Genomic DNA, 21,366 nt, shown 5'->3' with positions numbered 1-21,366 from the left:
AGTACCAAGTAATAATAATTGGTTATATACTAAAGGAGATGTTCGGCGTGGGAGCAGGTATTATTGGAATCGGACGGTATTTGCCAGAAAAGGTGTTGACAAATTTTGATTTGGAGAAAATGATGGATACATCGGACGAATGGATTCGGACGAGAACAGGGATTGAAGAACGGAGAATTGCTGCAGATGATATCGATACGTCCGACATGGCGTATTTTGCGGCGAAAAAGGCGTTGGATGACGCGGAAATTTCCGCGCAAGATATTGACTTAATTTTAGTAGCAACAGTAACGCCTGACAGAGCATTTCCATCTGTCGCCTGCATGCTGCAGGAGCGGCTTGGCGCGACAAAAGCGGCGGCGTTGGATATTAGCGCGGCATGCGCGGGCTTTATTTACGGAATGGTGACAGCAAGCCAATTTATTGACAATGGTGCGTATCGTTATATATTGGTAGTGGGAGCGGAAAAATTATCAAAAATTACCGACTGGAATGACCGCAATACGGCGGTGTTATTTGGTGACGGCGCCGGTGCGGTCGTGATGGGTCCTGTTTCCGAAGGACGAGGCATTTTGTCGTTTGAATTAGGAGCGGACGGAACAGGAGGAAAACATTTATATAAAGACGAATATATCGTGATGAACGGTAGAGAAGTATTCAAATTTGCCGTCCGTCAAATGGGAGAATCATGCATTAACGTCTTAGAAAAAGCAGGATTATCGAAAAACGATGTTGATTTTCTCATTCCACATCAAGCAAATATTCGCATTGTCGAAGCGGCTAGACAGCGTCTTGAACTGCCGGAAGAGAAAATGTCAACAACTATTCGAAAATACGGAAACACTTCAGCAGCTTCCATTCCAATTTCAATCGTTGAAGAATTAGAAGCAGGAAAAATCAAAGATGATGACCTCATTATTATGGTTGGATTTGGCGGCGGATTAACGTGGGGTGCAATCGCTTTGCGTTGGGGCCGCTAGTAGCTCAATACGGAAGGAGAGACGGAAGCGATGGAAAAGAGACGAGTCGTTGTTACAGGTCTTGGAGCGGTAACACCGCTTGGGAACAATGTGGAAACGACGTGGAAAAATATTATTGCCGGCAAATCAGGAATCGGAATACTTACGCGCGTCAATCCGGATGAATTCCCGGCAAAAGTGGCGGCAGAAGTGAAAGACTTCGATGTGGAACAATTTATTGATCGACGTGAAGCGCGCAAAATGGACCGTTTTACGCAATATGCTGTCGCTGCCGCGTTGATGGCGGTAGAAGACGCAAAATTAGAAATCACCGAAGAAAATGCAACGAGAGTCGGCGTTTGGATCGGCTCTGGAATCGGCGGGATGGAAACGTATGAGCAGCAGTTTGAAATTTTCCAAAAACGCGGCTACCGCCGGGTAAGCCCGTTTTTTGTGCCGATGATGATTCCGGATATGGCGGCAGGACAAGTATCGATCATTCTAGGTGCGAAAGGAATCAATTCTTGCACTGTCACCGCTTGTGCAACAGGCACCAATTCGATTGGCGATGCCTTTAAAGTTATTCAACGCGGCGATGCCGACGTGATGATTACCGGCGGCACAGAAGCCCCGATCACAAAAATGGCGTTAGCCGGATTTTGCGCGAATACGGCGCTATCAACGAATCCGGACCCAAAAACGGCAAGCCGCCCGTTTGACAAAAACCGGGATGGTTTTGTGATGGGGGAAGGAGCAGGAATTCTTGTATTGGAAGAACTGGAGCATGCGTTGCGCCGCGGCGCGCCGATTTATGCGGAAATCGTCGGCTACGGTGCGACAGGGGACGCATACCATATTACCGCGCCAGCTCCAGGCGGGGAAGGCGGCGTCCGCGCGATGCGTCAAGCGTTGGCCGATGCGGGAATGAAGCCGGAAGAAATCGATTATATTAATGCTCACGGCACGAGTACGGAATACAATGACAAATATGAAACGATGGCGATTAAAGAAGTGTTCGGAGACCATGCGTACAAGCTGGCGGTCAGCTCGACAAAGTCGATGACCGGACATTTGCTAGGAGCGGCTGGCGCAGTAGAAGCGATATTTTCTGTATTAACGATTAAAGATGGCGTAATCCCGCCGACGATGAACTATGAAACTCCTGATCCGGAATGCGATCTTGACTATGTGCCAAATGCGGCGAGAAAGCAGGAAGTAAACGCGGTGTTAAGCAATTCTCTCGGATTTGGCGGACATAACGCGACATTGATTTTTAAAAAATATGTAAAATAATGGTGACGGGCTATCTCGACAAAAAGAGATAGCCCTTTTTTCACCTCTTTTTCGTTTCGATCATACGATAGAAAAAATGGAAAAAGAGGTGACAAGCATGCCGGTTATTCGCACCGATCGATGGCTTGACGAATGGTATGATGATCCCGTTCGCCTATGCCGGCACCTTGTTTTTTACTTTCCAGACGCGAACGAGCGCGATATTTACTTCCATCTTGTGCACTACGGTATGTATCGACCGTCAAAAAACATAAAAGAAACGATTGAGCAAATGAAACAAAAAAACATATGGGGACGGGTCGAGGCGGTTTACGAAAAGCGAAAAAAGGAATGGAACGGCCCGGATGTGCCTCTTTTTCTTTTTCCAGCTGATCCTCATAACCGGAAATTCGCGCGTGAGTTTAATAGTAAAGGAGGGATCGCCTTTCATGACAAATTATTTATTTTTTTATTGCCACACCATACGGATAAAGAAATTGAAGCGTTGATAACACATGAGTATAATCACGTTTGCCGTTTGAAAAAACAAAAGAAGGAAAACGAAGATACCACACTTTTAGATGCGATCGTATTAGAAGGGCTTGCTGAAAACGCTGTGTGCCGGTATGTCGGCAAGGAACAGCAAGCAAGGTGGACGACCTATTACTCGGACGAGCAGCTTTGCAGCTTTTGGAAACGATACGTATCACCGCATAAATCGATGTTATCGAAACATCCGTTATATTCTCGACTTCTTTACGGGCTTGGTTTTTATCCAACCATGCTTGGGTATGCGGTCGGGTATTATATCGTTCGCCGCTGCCTTGAACATGGCGCCCGTTTTTCCGAGTTAATGAACATGAATTCTGAACAGATGTTGCGGCTTGCTTCGTTAGAAGACGACAAGAAGTCATGATAGTCATCGAGGGCTCATATATGTAAAACATAAGACGGACAAGTCTAAGAGAAAGAAGAGGAGCCCGATGATTCGCCTATTCGTTTACTTAGTTGGTTTTGGGATTTCGGTCGTTGGCGGGGTGGCAATGCTTGCTTATTTAAACATGATGACACCGGAGCAAGGATGGAGCGGATATTTTGCCTATATTCGCACAAAAGTAGAATGCTATTTACTTCCAATAGGGCTTTTGCTAATGCTAGGAAGCTTATACTTTCCTTATCGAGAAGAGTGATGGATAAAAAAGGATTAAATGGAATAAAATTTGCCCCCTCTGCCTATACTGATGGACAAATAAGTTTTGTTTAGAAGCGAGGGGGTATCGTATGCTGTATTTGCATGATGTTTGGGTCAATTGGTTTGAAGGAGAAGAAAATGGATATAACGTATGCCATTTCCATGAATGGCGAAAAGATGATCAAGTGGAACTGCTCGATCAAGTGCCGCTTCTTAAAGTTTCTTCTGCGCTATTTGACTATATAGAAAACAGTTTATCGGAAATTCCGAAGCCGCTTCTTGAGGACGTATACCAAAAAGCATATTTACGGAAAAATCATGAGCGCATCCAGCTTGATTATTGTTTTGTTATTACAGACGGTTGCGGCATTCTCGCTGTTGATACGATTGGCTATAACATCCCGATTCGGAAAAGCCGCCTTATTCCAAGACAGGAGCAATTAGTATACGAAATGACTGCTGGCCACGAAGAAGAACCATATCCGTTGCCAGTCCATGAAAAAACGTACCATATTTTGTCTCCTTCTCCGGAATGGATGTGCGGGCTTACACGAAAGGAGAGACAACTTAAACAACTGCTGTTTATGGCGCTCGATCAACTCCGTTCGACGAAAAACGTCGCAGAGGTGCGCTACTGGTATACGGAATGGGCGCCGCACAAATATCCTGACATTCAAAAAATGACGTTTGAAGAGGCATGGCAACGTTTATACGAGGAGACAAAATACGGCTGGTCTGATAAACATGTGCAGTTATGCGAAAAATTAATTAAAGGGCAGCCGTTTTTTGAAAAGCTGTGGGAAATGGAGCAAGAGCCAAAAGTGAACTAAGCATCGCGGCTGCTTATGCGCAAAGTCAACGATAAGGCAAGCCGCAGAGGTTAACGGTGGAATTCGTGCATGGATAAAAAAGCAAGCCGTTTTTTCGGCTTGCTTTTATTAACGTCTTCTTCCGAGTCCCATTGCTTGTTCCATTTTTTCAAGCATTTCTGTTGCCACTTTATTTGCTTTTTCCGCCCCTTTGTCGAGCACTTCGTCGAGCGTGCTGCTTTCCAATAAATTGTAATATTTTTCTTGAATCGGGGCAAGGGTATCAATAATCACTTGGGCAAGATCGGCTTTGAATACGCCGTACCCTTTTCCAGCATATTCTTGTTCGAGTTCTTCAATCGATTTATTTGCTAAAATCGAGTAAATGTTAAGAAGGTTGGAGATTCCCGGTTTATTTTCTTTGTCATATCGGATGACTCCTTCTGAATCCGTTACGGCGCTTTTAATTTTCTTTTCCACCGTTTTCGCATCATCAAGAAGCGTAATAAACGACTTTTTGTTTGGATCCGATTTGCTCATTTTTTTCGTCGGATCTGTAAGCGACATAATGCGCGCACCGATTTTTGGAATGCGCGGTTCCGGAATCGTAAAAATCTCCCCGTACCGTTTGTTAAATCGTTCTGCCAAATCGCGCGTCAGTTCGATATGTTGTTTTTGGTCTTCCCCGACAGGCACGATATCGGTTTTATATAAAAGAATATCCGCAGCCATTAACGGCGGATAAGTGAGCAGCCCGGCGCTCACCGCTTCTTTTCCTGCCGATTTATCTTTAAATTGAGTCATTCTTTCTAGTTCGCCAATATAAGAAATGCATTGCAACATCCATCCCGCCTGCGCATGGGCAGGAACTTCTGATTGGATAAACAAAGTAGCCTTATTCGGATCGATGCCGACCGCCAAGTAAAGGGCGGCTAAACTGCGAATGTTTTTTTGCAGTTCCTGCGGATCTTGCGGGACGGTAATCGCGTGTTGATCGACGATGCAAAAGTAGCAGTTGTACTCATCTTGCAATTCCACGAATTGCCGCATTGCCCCGATATAGTTGCCAAGCGTAATGACGCCGCTTGGCTGAATGCCTGAAAAGCTCGTTTTCATAACACCACTCCTTTTTTATCCATTTAAAAAGGCCCTACCCCCTTCAACGTTAGGGACGATAGGACCGCGTTGCCACCCTAGTTATTGCACATGATGTGCAATCACTCTGCCCATGCACGTATGCGCATGGCGCCTTGATAACGCAAGGCAGGCGTCCAAAGCCTACTCTCGTTCAGCCGGATGCTCGAAAGCCCATTCCATATTGCTAGCTGCTTGTTCGCACCAACCACAAGCTCTCTGAAAGCATCGCAATATGTACTCCTCTTTCTCATCGCATGTTCCATATGATTGATTGCTTTATATTATAAAGCAAAGCGATAGTTGCTGCAACTTTACCGTATAGCATATCCGACAGCAATCATCAGGAGAACAAGAGTCAAGCCTGAAAACAAGAGCGGATACGTAATGGCAAACTTTTTAGGATGGATAGGTTGTCCAGCGGATGTGCCTTGTAACTCTGCTAGATAACGCTCCGCTTTCGACCTGCTTTTATGCAGCTTCCGAAAACCATATGCAAAACTGTTGAAGAATCCCTGTTCATACACGAATAAAAACCCGCCGATCATAAGAGGCAAAAGCGAAAGCAGGAACGTAACATTGACAAAGGAAAGAAGCGACCATTCTCCCTGAAATAAAACGATAAAAAAACTGATGGTTAAGATGGCGACAGTAAGCAGAAATGTGCGCATGGTGACTACCTTCACTTTATACCTCCCAAGCAGTTAAATGATCCATACACATTTTATCATAAAGTTAACAGAAGTGAATTTTTTGTACGATAAAATTTTTGAATATTGAATAAATTATATTAGAAAAAACAGATTTATTTTGAAAATCTTATAAATATTTACTTTTAATTCTAAATTTATCGAAAAAAATTATATTGTAATCGCTTTCTTTTATGGATTTATGAAAATTTTTTGTTTACATTTAGTAAAAATTTCGTTAAAATTCAAATTAATTATATTGCCTCTAACTATCTCAAACTAAAGGAGTTTTATTTAGAAAAATAAAAAAATTCTTTTCAAGTATATTAATACTATATATAATATATTACACATATAATACATAATAACTTCTTTAGGCAAAATCTTCTGAAAATGCGATATTTCAGAAGATTTATGATAAACTATTATATTTTCTTAAGGGGGGACTTTTTAGTGAAAAAGAAACTATCATTGTTTCTGGTGCTTCTTTTGGCTGTCACCACGTTTCTAGCAGCCTGCGGAGGCAACAACGACACAGCAAAAGACAAGGACGGCTCCGCAAACAAGCCGGACGAAAAGAAAGAGCAAGTGCTGAATTTGCTTGAAACTCAGGAAATTCCAACGCTTGATCCCGCACTTGCGACAGACGAAGTGTCTTTCATTGTGTTAAACAACGTGATGGAAGGTCTTTACCGTTTAGGTAAAGATAACAAACCGCTTCCAGGGGTGGCGGAAAGTTATGAAGTAAGCCAAGATGGCAAAGTCTACACATTCAAACTCCGCAAAGATGCAAAATGGTCGAACGGCGACCCGGTAACGGCGCATGACTTTGTATTTGCGTGGAGAAGAGTATTAGATCCGAAAACAGCTTCCGAATATGCCTACATTATGTATGACATTAAAAACGCAGAAGAAATCAACCAAGGCAAATTGCCAGTCGACCAGCTTGGCGTAAAAGCGCTAGATGATTATACGCTTCAAGTAGAATTGAAAAATCCAGTTCCATATTTCGTAAGCTTAACGGTATTTAGCTCGTTCATGCCGCAAAATGAAAAATTCGTTAAATCGCAAGGCGAGAAATATGGCTTGGAAGCAAACACGACACTTTACAACGGTCCGTTCGTATTAAGCGAATGGAAGCATGAACAAGGCTGGACATATAAGAAAAATCCGAACTATTGGGATAAAGATAATGTGAAGCTGGAAACAATCAATGTCAAAGTCGTAAAAGATACGGCAACAGCTGTAAACCTTTATGAAACGAAAAAAGTTGACCGTGTTGGTCTAAGTGCAGAGTTTGTTGATAAATACAAAAATGATAAAAACTTCCATACATTCCTTGAACCATCTATTTTCTGGCTGCGCATGAACACGAAAAATGAATTGTTGAAAAACGTCAACGCCCGTAAAGCGATTGCCATGGCGGTTGACAAAGAAGCGCTTGTTAACACGCTTTTAAATAACGGTACAGTTCCTGCAAACTACCTAGTTCCTAAAGATTTTGTTCAAGGTCCAAACGGAAAAGATTTCCGTGAAGAAAACGGTGACTTAATAAAAACAGATGTCAAAGAAGCGAAAAAATTATGGGAACAAGCGAAAAAAGAGCTTGGCAAAGACAAATTCACCATTGAATTGTTAAACTACGACGATGATGTTGCGAAGAAAATCGGCGAATACCTTAAAGAACAGCTTGAAAAGAACTTGCCTGGCCTTACTGTGAATATTAAACAACAACCGTTCAAACAAAAGCTTGAGCTAGAAAGCAACATGCAGTATGATTTATCCTTCTCTGGCTGGGGCCCAGACTATCAAGACCCAATGACATTTATCGATCTTTGGGTGACAAACAGCCCGCACAACCAAACTGGCTGGTCTAACCCAGAATACGACAAGCTTGTTAAAGATGCAAAAACAACGTTGCTAAGCGATCTGCAAGCCCGCTGGGATGCAATGTTGAAAGCGGAAAAACTCTTGTTTGAAGAAGTGCCGATCGCGCCGCTTTATCAGCGTGGTAGAGCGTACTTGCAACGCGAGTATGTAAAAGATATTGTTATTCACCCATTTGGCGGAGATTTCAGCTTTAAATGGGCGTATATCGAATAATAGTTCTGCAATAATTGCGGAGGAGAGTATATGTGAAAAAACATATACTCTCCTTTTGCCTGAAAAGGCGAAAAATGTTGAAAAACAGCAAAGATTCAAATTATTATATTAAAAATATTTATTAGAGGGGGTGCTCCAATGGCGCGATATGTGATGAAACGGATTGTGTATATGGTCATTACGTTATTCATTATCGCAACGGTGACGTTCTTTTTGATGAAATTGCTTCCTGGTTCGCCATTGCAAAACCAAGAAAAATTAACACCAGAACAACGGCAAATTATTTTAGAAAAATATGGCTTAAATGATCCTGTTCCGGTTCAATATGTCCGCTATTTAGGTAATTTATTAAAAGGGGATTTAGGCGTTTCGTTCCAGTATGATAACCGCCCTGTAACGGAGTTAATCGGGGAACGAATCGGACCATCGGCGCAGCTTGGTTTTCAGGCGATTGTATTTGGTACTGTTGTTGGACTGTTGCTTGGTATTTTTGCGGCGATTCGCCATAACACGTGGGGAGATTATACGGCAACCGTTATTTCCGTATTAGGAATCTCCATCCCATCATTTGTGCTCGCCGGGTTTTTGCAATACTTTATCGGCGTAAAATTGCAATGGCTGCCAGTCGCGTTTTGGGAAGGATTTGAATACACGATTCTGCCAACGCTTGCGTTGTCGGTTAGCGTTATCGCCAATATCGCCCGCTTTATGCGCACGGAAATGCTGGAAGTATTAAGCTCTGACTATATTTTAACGGCAAGGGCAAAAGGAATTAGTAATGCAGCGGTAATTGTGAGACATGCGATCCGCAACTCGCTCATTCCGATTATTACGATTCTTGGTCCGATGATCGTTAACTTAATGACGGGGACCCTTGTTATCGAGAACATTTTCGCCGTTCCTGGATTAGGGGAGCAATTTGTCCGTTCGATTTCATTAAACGATTACCCTGTGATTATGGGAACAACATTGTTCTACTCTGCATTGCTTATTTTGGCGATTTTTATCGTTGATATACTATACGGTGTCGTCGATCCACGTATTCGTTTAGCGGGAGGGAATAAATGATGGGTAAATTAAACTATGAAAATCTTTCACCAGATCTTTTTCAACCCGCTTCACCGAACGTTAGCGAACATGAAAAAATTGCTCGCCCAAGTTTGACATTTTGGCAAGATGCATGGATTCGTTTACGGAAGAATAAAGCAGCCATAGTCGGATTAATCATGATTATTATTTTAACGCTCACAGCGATTATCGCCCCGGTGACGAGCAAGCATACGTATAAAGAACAAAATTTAAATCATGCGAAACTGCCGCCGAAAGTTCCGGTCTTAGAGCATATTAGCTGGCTTAATTTAGACGGGAAAGATGCAAACGGGGTTGACGTATATAAAGAGCGGGGCATTAAAGAATACTATTGGTTTGGCACAGACGATTTAGGCCGCGATTTATGGACAAGAACGTGGTACGGAACGCGTATTTCTCTTTACATTGGGTTATTGGCCGCGTTAATCGATCTGTTTATCGGGATCGCCTATGGCGGCATTTCCGGTTATTACGGCGGCCGCATCGATAATATTATGCAGCGGATTATTGAAATATTAAATGGTATTCCGAGTTTAATTATCGTCATCTTGTTTATTTTAATTTTTGAACCTGGGATCATTTCAATTACACTGGCAATGGTCATCACTGGCTGGACGACGATGGCGCGGATCGTCCGCGGGCAAGTGTTAAAATTAAAAAATATGGAATATGTACTTGCAGCCCGTACGTTAGGAGCATCCAATTCCCGATTGATTTTTAAGCATTTAATCCCGAACGTCATCGGTCCAATCATTATAACGACAATGTTTACGATTCCAAGCGCGATTTTCACCGAAGCGTTTTTAAGCTTTATCGGTCTTGGCATTCGTCCGCCTGAAGCATCGCTTGGTTCATTAGTTAGCGATGGATATAAATCGATTCAAACATATCCGCATATAATGATCATTCCAGCGATTGTCATCAGCTTATTAATTTTGAGCTTTAACTTAGTGGCAGACGGGTTGCGTGACGCGTTAGATCCGAAAATGCGCAAATAATGGACGGAAGGAGAGAAGAACATGGAGAAAATATTAGAAGTAAAAGATTTACATATCTCCTTCGACATACATGCAGGCGAGGTGCAGGCGGTCCGAGGTGTTAGTTTTGATTTATACAAAGGGGAGACGCTAGCCATTGTTGGCGAGTCCGGCTCGGGAAAATCGGTAACGTCGAAAGCATTGATGCGGCTGTTGCCAACTCCACCAAGCCGAATTAAACAAGGAGAAATTTTATTTGAAGGAAAGGATTTGGCCAAACTTTCTGATAAAGAAATGCAAAATATCCGTGGCGCAAAGATTTCAATGATTTTCCAAGACCCAATGACTTCGTTAAACCCGACGATGACCATTGGCAAACAAGTTATGGAGGCAATTTTAAAACACCAGGAAATTTCCAAGGAAGAAGCGCGTAAGCGGGCAGTTGAACTATTGCAGCTTGTCGGCATCAAAAATGCCGAGATGCGCATGAAACAATATCCGCACCAGTTCTCCGGCGGAATGCGCCAGCGTGTCGTGATTGCGATCGCTCTTGCTTGCAACCCAAAAATTTTAATTGCTGACGAGCCGACGACAGCGTTGGATGTAACAATTCAAGCACAAATTTTAGAACTAATGAAAGATATTCAAAAGAAACTGGGAATGTCGATTATTTTCATTACACACGACCTTGGTGTCGTGGCTAATATGGCTGACCGCGTGGCAGTCATGTACGCGGGAAAAATTGTTGAAATCGGCACAGTCGATGAGATTTTCTATAATCCGAAGCATCCATATACATGGGGATTGCTTGCTTCGATGCCAAGCCTTGATCATAAAGATATGGAGCTATACTCGATTCCGGGTACGCCGCCGGATTTATTGAATCCGCCGAAAGGCGATGCGTTTGCGCCAAGAAACCCATATGCGCTGAAAATTGACTATGAATTAGAACCGCCAATGTTTAAAGTTTCTGATACGCATTATGCAGCGACATGGCTGTTGCACGAAAATGCGCCAAAAGTAGAGCCGCCGCAAATCGTGCGCGACCGTGTGGCTAAATTTGCGCAGATCGTTGCTCGGAAAGGAGGAGGATCTCGTGGCTAGACAAAAGCTCCTCGAAGTAAAAAATTTAAAACAGTATTTTCAAGTTGGTAGAGGGAAAGTAGTCAAAGCGGTCGATGGAATCACTTTTGATATTTATAAAGGAGAAACGTTCGGACTTGTCGGCGAGTCGGGCTGCGGCAAATCGACGACAGGAAGAACCATTATCCGCTTATATGAAGCAACAGAAGGGGAAGTGCTATTTAACGGGGTTAATGTGCATGGCAAAAAATCAAAAAAAGAATTAAAAGAATTAAACCGCAAAATGCAAATGATCTTCCAAGACCCATATGCATCGCTGAATCCGCGCATGACCGTTGCCGATATTATCGCTGAAGGCATCGATATTCACGGTCTGGCGAAAACGAAAGAAGAACGGATGCAGCGCGTATATGAGTTGCTGGAGACAGTCGGCTTAAACCGTGAGCACGCGAACCGCTACCCGCACGAATTTTCCGGCGGCCAGCGTCAGCGGATCGGGATTGCCCGCGCTTTAGCGGTGGAACCGGAGTTTATTATTGCCGATGAGCCGATTTCCGCGCTTGACGTGTCGATTCAGGCGCAAGTGGTGAATTTAATGAAAAAGCTGCAGCGCGAAAAAGGGTTGACGTATTTGTTTATCGCCCATGATTTGTCGATGGTCAAATATATTAGCGACCGCATTGGCGTGATGTATTTCGGCAAAATGGTCGAGCTTGCCGATGCAGAAGAATTGTACCGTAATCCGATTCATCCATACACAAAAGCGTTATTGTCAGCCATTCCGCTTCCTGATCCGGAAACAGAACGGACGCGGAAACGGATTATTTACGACCCGTCGCAGCATCAGTATAAAGAAGGGGAAGAGCTGGAATTCCGCGAAATTACCCCGGGCCATTTCGTATTATGCTCAGAGGCGGAATATAAAACATATCAATCAATGTATAAATAAAACGATCTCCGCTTAAGAGATCGTTTTATTTTTGCCGCCGACGAGGTTCCAGCCGCTCTGTATATGTTTTGATTCATTAACGTGTTCTTTTCGTTTCGAACCGCCGAAAATTTTTTCGCCGATGCCGTTCGCGATGACCCCCATTAATGCAGTAATGCCAACGATCAGTCCGAAAACGATAATATAATCAATAAAGTATTGCGCCATAAACGCTCTCCCCCCATAACAATCGTTCCAATTTTATTGTAGATGATTTTTCTGTTTCTTGGAAGAAACGGTGAAAATTAAATGAAGAAAATCGGCGACTTTTTTGAAAAACTATACCTTTATTTGTGTATTTATTGTATAATGTATTATGTTAGAGTTATTTCAAATTACCATGTTTTGCAGCTAGAGTGTTATGGCTAGTTCGTCCAGTTTGATATAGAAGGCAAGGCGATCCTTGTTGAAAGGGAGTGAGAGTATGGTGAAATTGTATACTTCACCAAGTTGCACGTCATGCCGAAAAGCGAAAGCATGGCTTGAAAAACATAATATTCCTTACGTAGAGCGCAATATTTTCTCCGAACCGTTAACGATTGAGGAGATAAAAGAAATTTTGCGCATGACGGAAACAGGAACTGATGAGATTATTTCAACAAGATCAAAAGTTTTCCAAAAGTTAAACATCAATCTCGAGTCGTTGCCGTTGCAAGATTTATACGAACTCATTCAAAAACATCCTGGCATTTTGCGCAGACCGATTATTATTGATGAAAAACGGCTGCAAGTCGGTTACAATGAAGACGAAATTCGCCGTTTCCTGCCGCGAAAAGTGCGGGCATATCAACTTCGTCAAGCGCAACGTCTCGTTAACGAATAAGGAGAACAGGCTTCTGCATGGTTTTCCATGTAGAAGTTTGTTCTCATTTTTTAGTAGTGTGCAATAACAGTTACGTCCAGCGATGTGCTTTTCGCCGGTTGATCATGAACCCTAATAAGGTAATAAATGATGCCATCATAAACGGGAACGTCGATTTCCACGTAGCGACGTTATTATACAAACGGTATATTTGCTGTTCCTCGATGATCATTTTTCCCGCAGTATAGGCTAACAGAGCCCCGCCAATATAAATGAGGAAAGAATAACGTTCCATCGCGTAAAGAATTAGCTTGCTGCCTAAAATGATGATGGGAACGGAAAAGAGAAATCCGAACACAACGAGAGAAATGTGTCCATGTGCGGCCCCAGCGATCGCAATCACATTGTCCAACCCCATTGCAACATCGGCTATTACCATTGTCTGTACCGCTTTCCAAAGCGATGTTCCCGATGGAATCGATGTAGCCGCTTCTTCTTTTCGGATCAGCAGCTTTAAGGAAATCCAAAGCAACACGCAGCCGCCGGCTAACTGTAAAAAAGGAATTTTCAATAACGTCACAACCGCCGCTGTTAAGAGAATGCGGATGAAAATAGCCAACGTTGTGCCGAGGATAATCGCGATGTTCCGTTTTTGTTCAGGCAGTTTGCGGCTCGCTAAGGCGATGACAACGGCGTTATCTCCGCCAAGAAGGATATCAATGCCGATAATAAGAAGAATCGATGTCACATATTCGCCGACCATGCGTGTCCCTCGTTTCTTTTGTTTTCACCACCATTATAGTAGGGCATGTTTCATTTCATAACCAATTTTTAAAAACGTGTTTTTTTTATTTCCCTTCTTTCGCTTTTTATCATAAAATAAAAGTACAAGACATAATCTTGTATTTAAATAGAATTTTTTGGGGGTAAAAATCCCTTCAACTTCATTCTTTTTTAGGAAGGGAGAGTCCGCGCTATGGAAATAGAGCGAATTAATGAACATACGGTAAAATTTTATATTTCTTATGTTGATATAGAGGAGCGCGGTTTTGACCGGGAAGAAATTTGGTATAACCGCGAGCGCAGCGAAGAATTGTTTTGGGAAATGATGGATGAGGTTCATAGCGAAGGCGATTTTTCGCTTGAGGGGCCTCTTTGGATTCAAGTGCAGGCGTTGGATAAAGGACTAGAAGTGCTTGTCACAAAAGCGCAGCTATCGAAGGATGGAAGCAAGCTGGAACTACCGCTTCCGGACGAAAAATTGCGCGATTTTCCAGTTGATGAAAAAATGGAAGAACTGCTTGACCATCATTTCCATATTGTACGCAATGATGAATCGTTTGCCAATAGCGATAAGGAAATCCTTCAGTTTACGATTTGCTTTAAAGATATTGAAGATTTGATTTCTCTTGCCCATCGCGCTAACTTTACAGGGCTTGTCAACCGCCTTTTCCAATTTGAAGGCCGTTATTACTTGTTCGTTCAATTTAGCGAGGAAGATTATACGGAATATGAAATGGACAACATTTTGAGTTTGCTTTTAGAGTATGGCACGGATTCGCAAGTGACGATTTATCGTTTAGAGGAATATGGAAAAGAAATTATTCGCGACAACGCTTTAGAAACGCTTAAAGAACATTTTCCGATGAAATAAGCGCCGATTTCATCCGCTGAAATCGGCGTTTTCTGCGAATCTGTGGAAAAGTCTAGAGAACTAGAGAATAGGTAAGGTGAACATCATTGCGGAACACATTAAGAGTTATTATTTTTGCCCTAGTTGTAGCGGCTTTTTTATTTTTGACAAACGATTATTGGGAAGGAAAGCTGCTCGGCGCTCTTAGCGTTTTAATTTCTTGTTCCGTTATTTTTATTGCGTTTGTCATTTCCCTTGAAAATCGAAGACCCGCGCATACGCTCACGTGGCTTGTTGTACTCGGCAGCTTTCCGGTGCTTGGATTTTTCTTTTATTTGATGTTTGGGAGAAATTATCGAAAGCAGAGGCTTTTCCAAAAGAAGGCAATGCTCGATGAACAAACATTTTTAAAGTTTCAAACGCAGCGTGAATGGGATGTGGAACAGCTGGCGATTGAAGAACATCAACGACCGCTGCTTCAGCTTGCTCATCGCATCGGAAAAAGCCCTGTTTCTCTTGCGACGGAAACAAAGGTATTGACGAATGGTCAAGAAACGTTTTCCACTATTTTTGCAGAACTAAAAAAAGCGACGCATCATATTCATTTAGAATATTACATTGTTCGCCATGACGAAGTTGGTCAGCAGCTGAAAGCGATTTTAATGGAAAAGGCGAAACAAGGAGTGCATGTCCGCTTTCTTTATGATGCGGTAGGGAGCTGGAAACTATCTAAAACGTATATTCAAGAATTGCGCGATGCCGGAGTGGAAATGATTCCATTTTCTCCAGTCCGTTTGCCATTTTTAAGCAATAAAATCAACTTCCGTAACCATCGGAAAATTATTGTTATTGACGGAACGGTTGGCTTTGTCGGAGGATTGAATATCGGCGATGAATATTTAGGAAAAGATAAATATTTCGGTTTTTGGCGCGATACGCATTTATGGATCCGTGGTGAGGCCGTCCGCACGTTGCAGCTTATTTTTTTGCAAGATTGGTATTATATGACCGGAAAAACGCTATTGACGCCAGAATATTTATCCCCGCAGCTCGTTCATTATGACGGACAAGGGGGAGTTCAGTTAATTGCGGGCGGTCCTGATCAAAAATGGGAAGTCATTAAGCATTTATATTTTGCGATGATTACGTCCGCACAGCGGTCGATCTGGATCGCTTCACCGTATTTCGTGCCTGATGAAGATATTTTAACGGCGCTAAAGGTCGCTGCTTTAAGCGGGATTGATGTTCGTATTTTGGCGCCAAAGCGGCCGGATAAAAAAATCGTCTTTTACGCTTCACGGTCCTATTTTCCGGAGCTGTTAGAAGCCGGTGTGAAAATTTATGAATATTCGAAAGGATTTTTGCATAGCAAAATCATGATCGTCGATGGGGAATTGGCGTCGATCGGCACAGCAAATATGGATATGCGCAGCTTTCATCTTAATTTTGAAGTAAACGCCTTTTTATATCATACGGATAGCACAAAAAAATTGGTTGCGGATTTCCTTGAAGATTTAAAAGACTCCAGTCAAATTGATGATGAAACATTTCGGCGCCGTCCGCTATCCATTCGTGTTGTGGAGTCTGTATCAAGGTTGTTGTCCCCTTTATTATGATATTCGCCCGGAAACTGCGCCGGGCGTTTATCATTTTTAGTGATGGAACATAAAAAAGGAAAACAGGTTGTTTTTGCCGAATTAAATAAAAAAGTGGCAAAGGAGGTGCCCGTTTTGCTTGTCGCGCTGTTGCGAAATGGAAAAGTTGTTTCGCTTGCCGAGGCTTGGACAAAGGAAGAACTAGTTCGATTAAAAAAGAGCGAAGCGTTTTTTTGTCCTGCCTGTAAGCGGGAAGTTGTATTAAAGCTTGGCAATCACCGCATTCCGCATTTTGCACATAAAAAAGATGCCGCATGCCCATACGAGCATGAGCCGGAATCAGCACGCCATTTAACAGGAAAATTAGATTTATTTTCTTGGCTTCAGCGCCAGAACATACAGGCAAAATTGGAGCCGTATTTGTCATCAGTCCGGCAGCGTCCAGACATCCTTGTTGCGCATCGCCGTTTCATATATGCGATAGAATATCAATGCTCTGCCGTCGGTGAACAGTTGTTTCAAAAACGCAACGATTTTTATCGCGCAAAAGGGATTCGCCCGATTTGGATCCTTGGAGCGCACCATCTGCGCTATCGGAACATGCACCATATTACATTGCCCCGCTTTCAATGGATGTTTGCCCACTGTTTCCCACTTGTCCCTCGCCCGCTTCTTTTCTACTATTGTTCGGAAACAAAACGTCTTATTCGCCTCGTTCACTTAGTCCCGTTCTCGATTCGCCACACATTTGCCATTCCCGTTGTGCAGCCGTTGCATTCAGTTTCTTTCACCGATTTGCTGTCCTTTCCGGTTGTTTCGCTACCCGCCTCGTTTTGGCATGATTGGCTTAACTATAAAAAACGATGGCGCCTTACTTTTACGTTATATCCCAATAAGATCACAAGGCTGATTTGTTCCGATTTTTACCGGTGGGGCATTATTCCTTCCCTTTTTCCGACCGAAGCGGGCTGGCCGCTGCCGCACGGCTATTTGTTTGAAACGCCGCCATTTATTTGGCAAACATATGTGTTGATTCCGTTTATACGGTCAGAAAGCAAGCTTGTCTCCATCGATTCCATTTATCGTTTTATTGATGAAAGGATGGATGCAGGACGGCTTGCCGTTCGCCAGCTGCCGCTTGCTATGGGACAACGATATACGCAGGCGGTTTACGAGTATTTGCAATTGCTGACGAAGCTAGGCTATTTTCAGTGGGAAAGCCGCAAACGCCTTCGTTTAGTAAAACAGTTTACTTTTCCAAAGACGATGGATGAAGTCATCCAGCAGGATCAGCAAATGATGGAGCAAATGAAAGAGAGCCCGTTGCTTTCCCATTATATAAACGAATTGGAACTGGGCAAAAATATGTAGGAAAGTGATTTATTTTTCGGAAATATGATTTATGATATAATTTTCCAAAGGAGGTTTGTGAAATGGAAGAAAAGAAAACAAAAAAATCATTGCCGTCACGAAGCGAAATTCCTGTCGAAGAAACGTGGCGTTTAGAAGATATTTTCCCAACGGATGAAGCATGGGAGCAAGAATTTCAAGAAGTGAAAAAAATGATCCCGAAATTATCGGATTATCAAGGGAGATTGGGAGAATCGGCAGATACGCTATACGAAGCGCTGCAATACCAAGATGAGATATCGATGCGTCTCGGCAAGCTATATACATATGCGCATATGCGCTATGACCAAGATACGACAAACGCCTTTTATCAAGGGCTGAACGATCGAGCAACGAGCCTTTACAGCGAAGCGTCCAGCGCGATGGCGTTTATCGTTCCGGAAATTTTGGCGATCGATGAGGCGAAATTGCGTTCGTTTTTAGAAGAGAAAAAAGAATTAAAACTGTATGAACACGCTTTAGACGAAATTAACCGCCAGCGCCCGCATGTGCTGTCCGCCAAAGAAGAAGCGATCCTTGCCCAAGCGGCGGAAGTCATGCAAGCGCCTTCGACTACATTTGGCATGCTGAACAACGCCGATTTAACGTTCCCGACGATTATCGATGAAAATGGAGAAGAAGTCGAAGTGACGCACGGCCGTTTTATTCGCTTTTTGGAAAGCACGGACCGCCGCGTGCGACGCGATGCGTTCAAGGCGGTATATGAGACGTACGAAAAGTATAAAAATACGTTTGCCAGCACGCTCGCCGGTGCGGTGAAAAAAGACAACTTTTTCGCGCGCGTCCGCCGCTATAAATCGGCGCGGGAAGCGGCGTTAAGCAGCAATAACATTCCCGAAAGTGTATACGATAATTTGATTGAAACAATTCATGAGCATTTGCCGCTATTGCATCGCTACGTTCGTTTGCGCAAAAAAGCGCTTGGACTTGACGAACTTCATATGTATGATTTATACACTCCGCTTGTGCAAGATGTAAAAATGGAAGTAACGTATGAAGAAGCGAAAGAATACATGTTAAAAGGGCTCGCTCCGCTCGGTGACGAATATATTCGCATCATCAAAGAAGGCCTTGAAAACCGCTGGGTCGACGTGCGCGAAAACAAGGGAAAACGAAGCGGCGCCTATTCATCAGGAGCATATGGCACCAATCCGTATATTTTGCTGAACTGGCAAGATAACATCAATAATTTGTTTACATTAGTCCATGAATTCGGCCATTCTGTGCATAGCTATTACACACGGAAAACGCAGCCGTATCCGTACGGAGATTATTCCATTTTTGTCGCTGAAGTCGCCTCGACGTGCAATGAAGCGCTATTAAGCGATTATTTATTAAAAACGATTGATGATGAGAAAAAACGGTTATATTTGCTTAACCATTATTTAGAGGGGTTCCGCGGAACGGTCTTCCGCCAAACGATGTTTGCCGAGTTTGAACATATGATCCATATCAAGGCGCAGGAAGGAGAGGCGCTCACAGCTGATTCGTTGACTTCGATGTATTACGAATTAAACAAAAAATATTTTGGGGATGATATTGTTGTCGATAAGGAAATTGGATTAGAATGGGCGCGTATTCCGCATTTTTACTACAATTATTATGTTTATCAATACGCAACAGGCTTCAGCGCGGCGACCGCATTAAGCAGACAAATATTAGAAGAAGGGGAGCCGGCCGTGAAGCGCTATATCGAGTTTTTAAAAGCGGGAAGCTCCGATTATCCAATTGAGGTGTTGAAAAAAGCGGGGGTGGATATGACGAGCGCGGAACCGATCCGCCAGGCTTGCCAAGTATTCGCGGAAAAACTAGAAGAAATGGAACGGATGTTGTCGTAAACGCAAAAGCGAATGTGGCGTTATTGCCACATTCGCTTTTGATAAAATCCTTTAAATTGATTGCGGCTGTTCCAAGTTGCTAAAAAACCAAAGATGGAAAAAAATAAAAGCGGCATCGTAATCAGCGGTGGAATAAGATGCATAAGGCCAAACAAATTTAAGCAAAAGGCAATGAGCACAATGAATCCCCAAATGAACAACGTGATTCGTTTCATTTTTTTCCCCTTTCTGTAGAACCTAATTTTATTATATGAATATCAAAGCGGATTTCTTCCATATTTATGACAATAATGTGAACAAAAGCACAAAGTGGTTGCCAAAACTTGAGACCGTTTGTTAAGATAATAACGTGAATGAAATCACAAAAACTTTATACCCCTTTGTTTGACCGTGAAAAATTTCTCCCATCCCCTTTGTTGTCTTGACAACAAGGAAAAGCCCGGCTTTTTGCCGGGCTTTTCCTTGTTCTTTATTCTTTAGAGATATAGCGCCAAAACGTTCCGTGTTTTACCGGTACCTTTTCCACTTTTTGCTTCAACTGCAGTTTTTTCATTTCTTTTTCCGCCTCGTTTACGGTCATATTATAAACAACTGCGATTTCTTTTGTGGCGACGAATTTAAAATGGCTTAAAAATGACTCGAGCGGGGGAGGAGGGGATGGTTCGGGTTGGAAGCCAAGCATTTCATAAATAAGTTCGACGTAAATCTCGTAAGGATAGCATCCGGAAATTTTAATTCCTTCATCTTCGATGTTCTCGTTAAAAAAGACGAGCGTTGGAATTTCGTTTACATCCATCTCTGACGTAATTTTTAAATCGCATTGAAACGCTTTTGACGCGCTTGGCGACCGCAAATCGCGAACAAATTCATCGACGTCCAGCCCGACGCGCGTTGCACAATCGATCAACACGGAAATATCGGACACATTTTGCTTTTCCAAAAACAATAATTCTTGCAATTGGCGCAAGAAACGAATCCCTGCGCGCTTGCCTTGCAATTCTGCCGCTTTAATAGCGATCGATGGGGCGAATGGGCTAGAAATTGGATTTTCCAGCCATAGGCTCCCATCGCAAGACATTCCCGAACGGCTTGCCGTCCGCTCCCACACTTTAGCGATCGTTTCCGGCTTATGGCGTTTCCGCATATGAAGCGTCGCCAGCTTTCCGCTTAACACGTGCTTCAATGTAAAGAAGCGTCCGTACTCAATCACTAGTTTTTTGATGATTGGTTCAAGCCCCCAGCATTCCGGGCATATTGGATCGATAAACAAATAAATTTCCAACGGCTTTGTCTCGTTGTTGCGCGGCTGGGAAGCGTGCCACCAATCCGGGGCAGCTTTCCCAGCTAATTTGTCATTCAAGGGAATACTCCTTTCTTTCAAAATTGTCAGGGGTGTTGACCATATGATGGGCAGTTAAAACGAGACGGTGATAAAATTGTTCGCGCGCCGGTCCAGACAAACCGATTTCATCCATCGCCGCGCGCATACAGGAGAGCCATGCCTCGGCGCGAGTTGGCGTAATTTCAAAACGCAAATGGCGCGCTCGCAACATCGGATGCCCGTGCTCCTGCGTGTAAAGCGGCGGCCCTCCTAAATATTGCGTTAAAAATTGCTTTTGTTTTCTCGCCGTTTCTGTTAAATCGTCCGGAAAAATCGGGCTTAAATCAGGATGTTTGGCAACGCGTTTATAGAAAGCTTCCACAAGCCGTGCAACCGTCTTTTCTCCACCGATCGCCTCGTAAAGTGTTTGCCATTGTTCAGCCATTGTGAATGCTCCTTTGAGTAAAATGTT

At 43.1% G+C, this 21,366-nt stretch carries 22 protein-coding genes and 1 other annotated feature; of the genes, 15 read left to right on the top strand and 7 right to left on the bottom strand.

Translation table 11 applies throughout. From position 1 onward, the window contains the following. The first annotated feature begins 47 nt into the window (after nt 1-47). From BM278_RS05045 to BM278_RS05025, 5 genes are all read left to right on the top strand, one after another. A complete protein-coding gene (locus BM278_RS05045; protein ID WP_090948276.1) occupies nt 48-980 on the top strand; it encodes a beta-ketoacyl-ACP synthase III in 933 nt (310 codons plus the stop codon). Between the two features lie 30 nt (nt 981-1,010). Further along, the gene (gene fabF, locus BM278_RS05040; RefSeq protein WP_090948275.1) at nt 1,011-2,252 is read left to right on the top strand and encodes a beta-ketoacyl-ACP synthase II; all 1,242 of its coding nucleotides are present in this window, start codon (nt 1,011-1,013) and stop codon (nt 2,250-2,252) included. A gap of 97 nt (nt 2,253-2,349) precedes the next feature. Further along, on the top strand, nt 2,350-3,147 hold the full coding sequence (locus BM278_RS05035) for a DUF2268 domain-containing putative Zn-dependent protease (protein ID WP_090948273.1): 798 nt from the start codon (nt 2,350-2,352) through the stop codon (nt 3,145-3,147). A gap of 67 nt (nt 3,148-3,214) precedes the next feature. Then, entirely contained in the window at nt 3,215-3,421 is a 207-nt protein-coding gene (locus tag BM278_RS05030; protein ID WP_090948272.1) for a YuzI family membrane protein, read from the top strand. Between the two features lie 91 nt (nt 3,422-3,512). Continuing rightward, nucleotides 3,513-4,253, top strand: coding sequence for a YjbA family protein (locus BM278_RS05025; RefSeq protein WP_090948270.1), 741 nt, complete (start codon nt 3,513-3,515; stop codon nt 4,251-4,253). Nucleotides 4,254-4,361: 108 nt separating this feature from the next. Here the strand turns inward: BM278_RS05025 and trpS are convergent, their stop codons facing one another. Continuing rightward, nucleotides 4,362-5,348 carry a tryptophan--tRNA ligase gene (gene trpS / locus BM278_RS05020; protein ID WP_090948269.1) on the bottom strand — a complete coding sequence of 329 codons (987 nt, stop codon included), beginning with the start codon at nt 5,346-5,348 and terminating at the stop codon, nt 4,362-4,364. 48 nt (nt 5,349-5,396) lie between these two features. Next, nucleotides 5,397-5,629, bottom strand: a binding site (T-box leader). Between the two features lie 51 nt (nt 5,630-5,680). Beyond that, nucleotides 5,681-6,052: a DUF3899 domain-containing protein gene (locus BM278_RS05015; protein ID WP_090948267.1), complete on the bottom strand. Its 372-nt coding sequence runs from the start codon at nt 6,050-6,052 to the stop codon at nt 5,681-5,683. A 456-nt stretch (nt 6,053-6,508) separates the two neighbouring features. Here BM278_RS05015 and BM278_RS05010 point away from each other — a divergent pair, with 456 nt between their 5' ends. The 5 genes from BM278_RS05010 (at nt 6,509) to BM278_RS04990 (ending at nt 12,256) form a co-directional block, all read left to right on the top strand. Further along, complete coding sequence (locus BM278_RS05010; RefSeq protein ID WP_090948265.1) at nt 6,509-8,158, top strand: peptide ABC transporter substrate-binding protein; 1,650 nt, start codon at nt 6,509-6,511, stop codon at nt 8,156-8,158. 138 nt (nt 8,159-8,296) lie between these two features. Continuing rightward, nucleotides 8,297-9,226, top strand: coding sequence for an oligopeptide ABC transporter permease (opp3b, locus tag BM278_RS05005; RefSeq protein ID WP_090948263.1), 930 nt, complete (start codon nt 8,297-8,299; stop codon nt 9,224-9,226). Then, nucleotides 9,223-10,245, top strand: a complete 1,023-nt coding sequence (opp3C, locus tag BM278_RS05000) for an oligopeptide ABC transporter permease (protein ID WP_090948262.1) — start codon at nt 9,223-9,225, stop codon at nt 10,243-10,245. The genes opp3b and opp3C overlap by 4 nt, the downstream gene beginning before the upstream one ends. A 21-nt stretch (nt 10,246-10,266) precedes the next feature. After that, nucleotides 10,267-11,328, top strand: coding sequence for an ABC transporter ATP-binding protein (locus BM278_RS04995; RefSeq protein ID WP_090948261.1), 1,062 nt, complete (start codon nt 10,267-10,269; stop codon nt 11,326-11,328). Then, a complete protein-coding gene (locus BM278_RS04990) occupies nt 11,321-12,256 on the top strand; it encodes an ABC transporter ATP-binding protein (RefSeq protein ID WP_090948259.1) in 936 nt (311 codons plus the stop codon). The genes BM278_RS04995 and BM278_RS04990 overlap by 8 nt, the downstream gene beginning before the upstream one ends. Before the next feature lie 12 nt (nt 12,257-12,268). On the opposite strand, the gene BM278_RS04985 is transcribed toward BM278_RS04990, so the two are convergent. Beyond that, on the bottom strand, nt 12,269-12,463 hold the full coding sequence (locus tag BM278_RS04985; protein ID WP_090948258.1) for a hypothetical protein: 195 nt from the start codon (nt 12,461-12,463) through the stop codon (nt 12,269-12,271). A 256-nt stretch (nt 12,464-12,719) separates the two neighbouring features. Here BM278_RS04985 and spxA point away from each other — a divergent pair, with 256 nt between their 5' ends. Then, on the top strand, nt 12,720-13,118 hold the full coding sequence (gene spxA, locus BM278_RS04980; protein ID WP_003252337.1) for a transcriptional regulator SpxA: 399 nt from the start codon (nt 12,720-12,722) through the stop codon (nt 13,116-13,118). Between the two features lie 70 nt (nt 13,119-13,188). Here the strand turns inward: spxA and BM278_RS04975 are convergent, their stop codons facing one another. Beyond that, nucleotides 13,189-13,860: a TerC family protein gene (locus tag BM278_RS04975; RefSeq protein WP_090948255.1), complete on the bottom strand. Its 672-nt coding sequence runs from the start codon at nt 13,858-13,860 to the stop codon at nt 13,189-13,191. 213 nt (nt 13,861-14,073) lie between these two features. Between BM278_RS04975 and mecA the strand changes: the two genes are divergently transcribed. The 4 genes from mecA to pepF all read left to right on the top strand — a co-directional run bounded on the left by mecA (nt 14,074) and on the right by pepF (nt 19,573). Beyond that, a complete protein-coding gene (mecA, locus tag BM278_RS04970; RefSeq protein WP_090948254.1) occupies nt 14,074-14,751 on the top strand; it encodes an adaptor protein MecA in 678 nt (225 codons plus the stop codon). 86 nt (nt 14,752-14,837) lie between these two features. Further along, a complete protein-coding gene (cls, locus tag BM278_RS04965) occupies nt 14,838-16,346 on the top strand; it encodes a cardiolipin synthase (protein WP_090948253.1) in 1,509 nt (502 codons plus the stop codon). A gap of 105 nt (nt 16,347-16,451) precedes the next feature. After that, the gene (locus BM278_RS04960; protein WP_244151098.1) at nt 16,452-17,696 is read left to right on the top strand and encodes a competence protein CoiA; all 1,245 of its coding nucleotides are present in this window, start codon (nt 16,452-16,454) and stop codon (nt 17,694-17,696) included. 62 nt (nt 17,697-17,758) lie between these two features. Continuing rightward, on the top strand, nt 17,759-19,573 hold the full coding sequence (pepF, locus tag BM278_RS04955; RefSeq protein WP_090948251.1) for an oligoendopeptidase F: 1,815 nt from the start codon (nt 17,759-17,761) through the stop codon (nt 19,571-19,573). Nucleotides 19,574-19,593: 20 nt separating this feature from the next. Here pepF and BM278_RS04950 read toward each other — a convergent pair whose 3' ends face one another. The 3 genes from BM278_RS04950 to BM278_RS04940 form a co-directional block, all read right to left on the bottom strand. After that, nucleotides 19,594-19,788 (bottom strand): hypothetical protein, encoded by a 195-nt coding sequence (locus BM278_RS04950; RefSeq protein WP_090948249.1) that lies wholly within the window; start codon nt 19,786-19,788, stop codon nt 19,594-19,596. A gap of 254 nt (nt 19,789-20,042) precedes the next feature. After that, entirely contained in the window at nt 20,043-20,933 is an 891-nt protein-coding gene (spxH, locus tag BM278_RS04945; protein WP_090948248.1) for a ClpXP adapter protein SpxH, read from the bottom strand. Continuing rightward, the gene (locus tag BM278_RS04940; protein ID WP_090948247.1) at nt 20,926-21,339 is read right to left on the bottom strand and encodes a globin domain-containing protein; all 414 of its coding nucleotides are present in this window, start codon (nt 21,337-21,339) and stop codon (nt 20,926-20,928) included. The genes spxH and BM278_RS04940 overlap by 8 nt, the downstream gene beginning before the upstream one ends. Nucleotides 21,340-21,366: the final 27 nt, after the last annotated feature.

It is taken from the genome of Parageobacillus thermantarcticus (assembly GCF_900111865.1).
GTDB classification, from domain to species: Bacteria; Bacillota; Bacilli; order Bacillales; family Anoxybacillaceae; genus Parageobacillus; species Parageobacillus thermantarcticus.
This window is presented reverse-complemented; position numbering and strand designations above follow the sequence as displayed.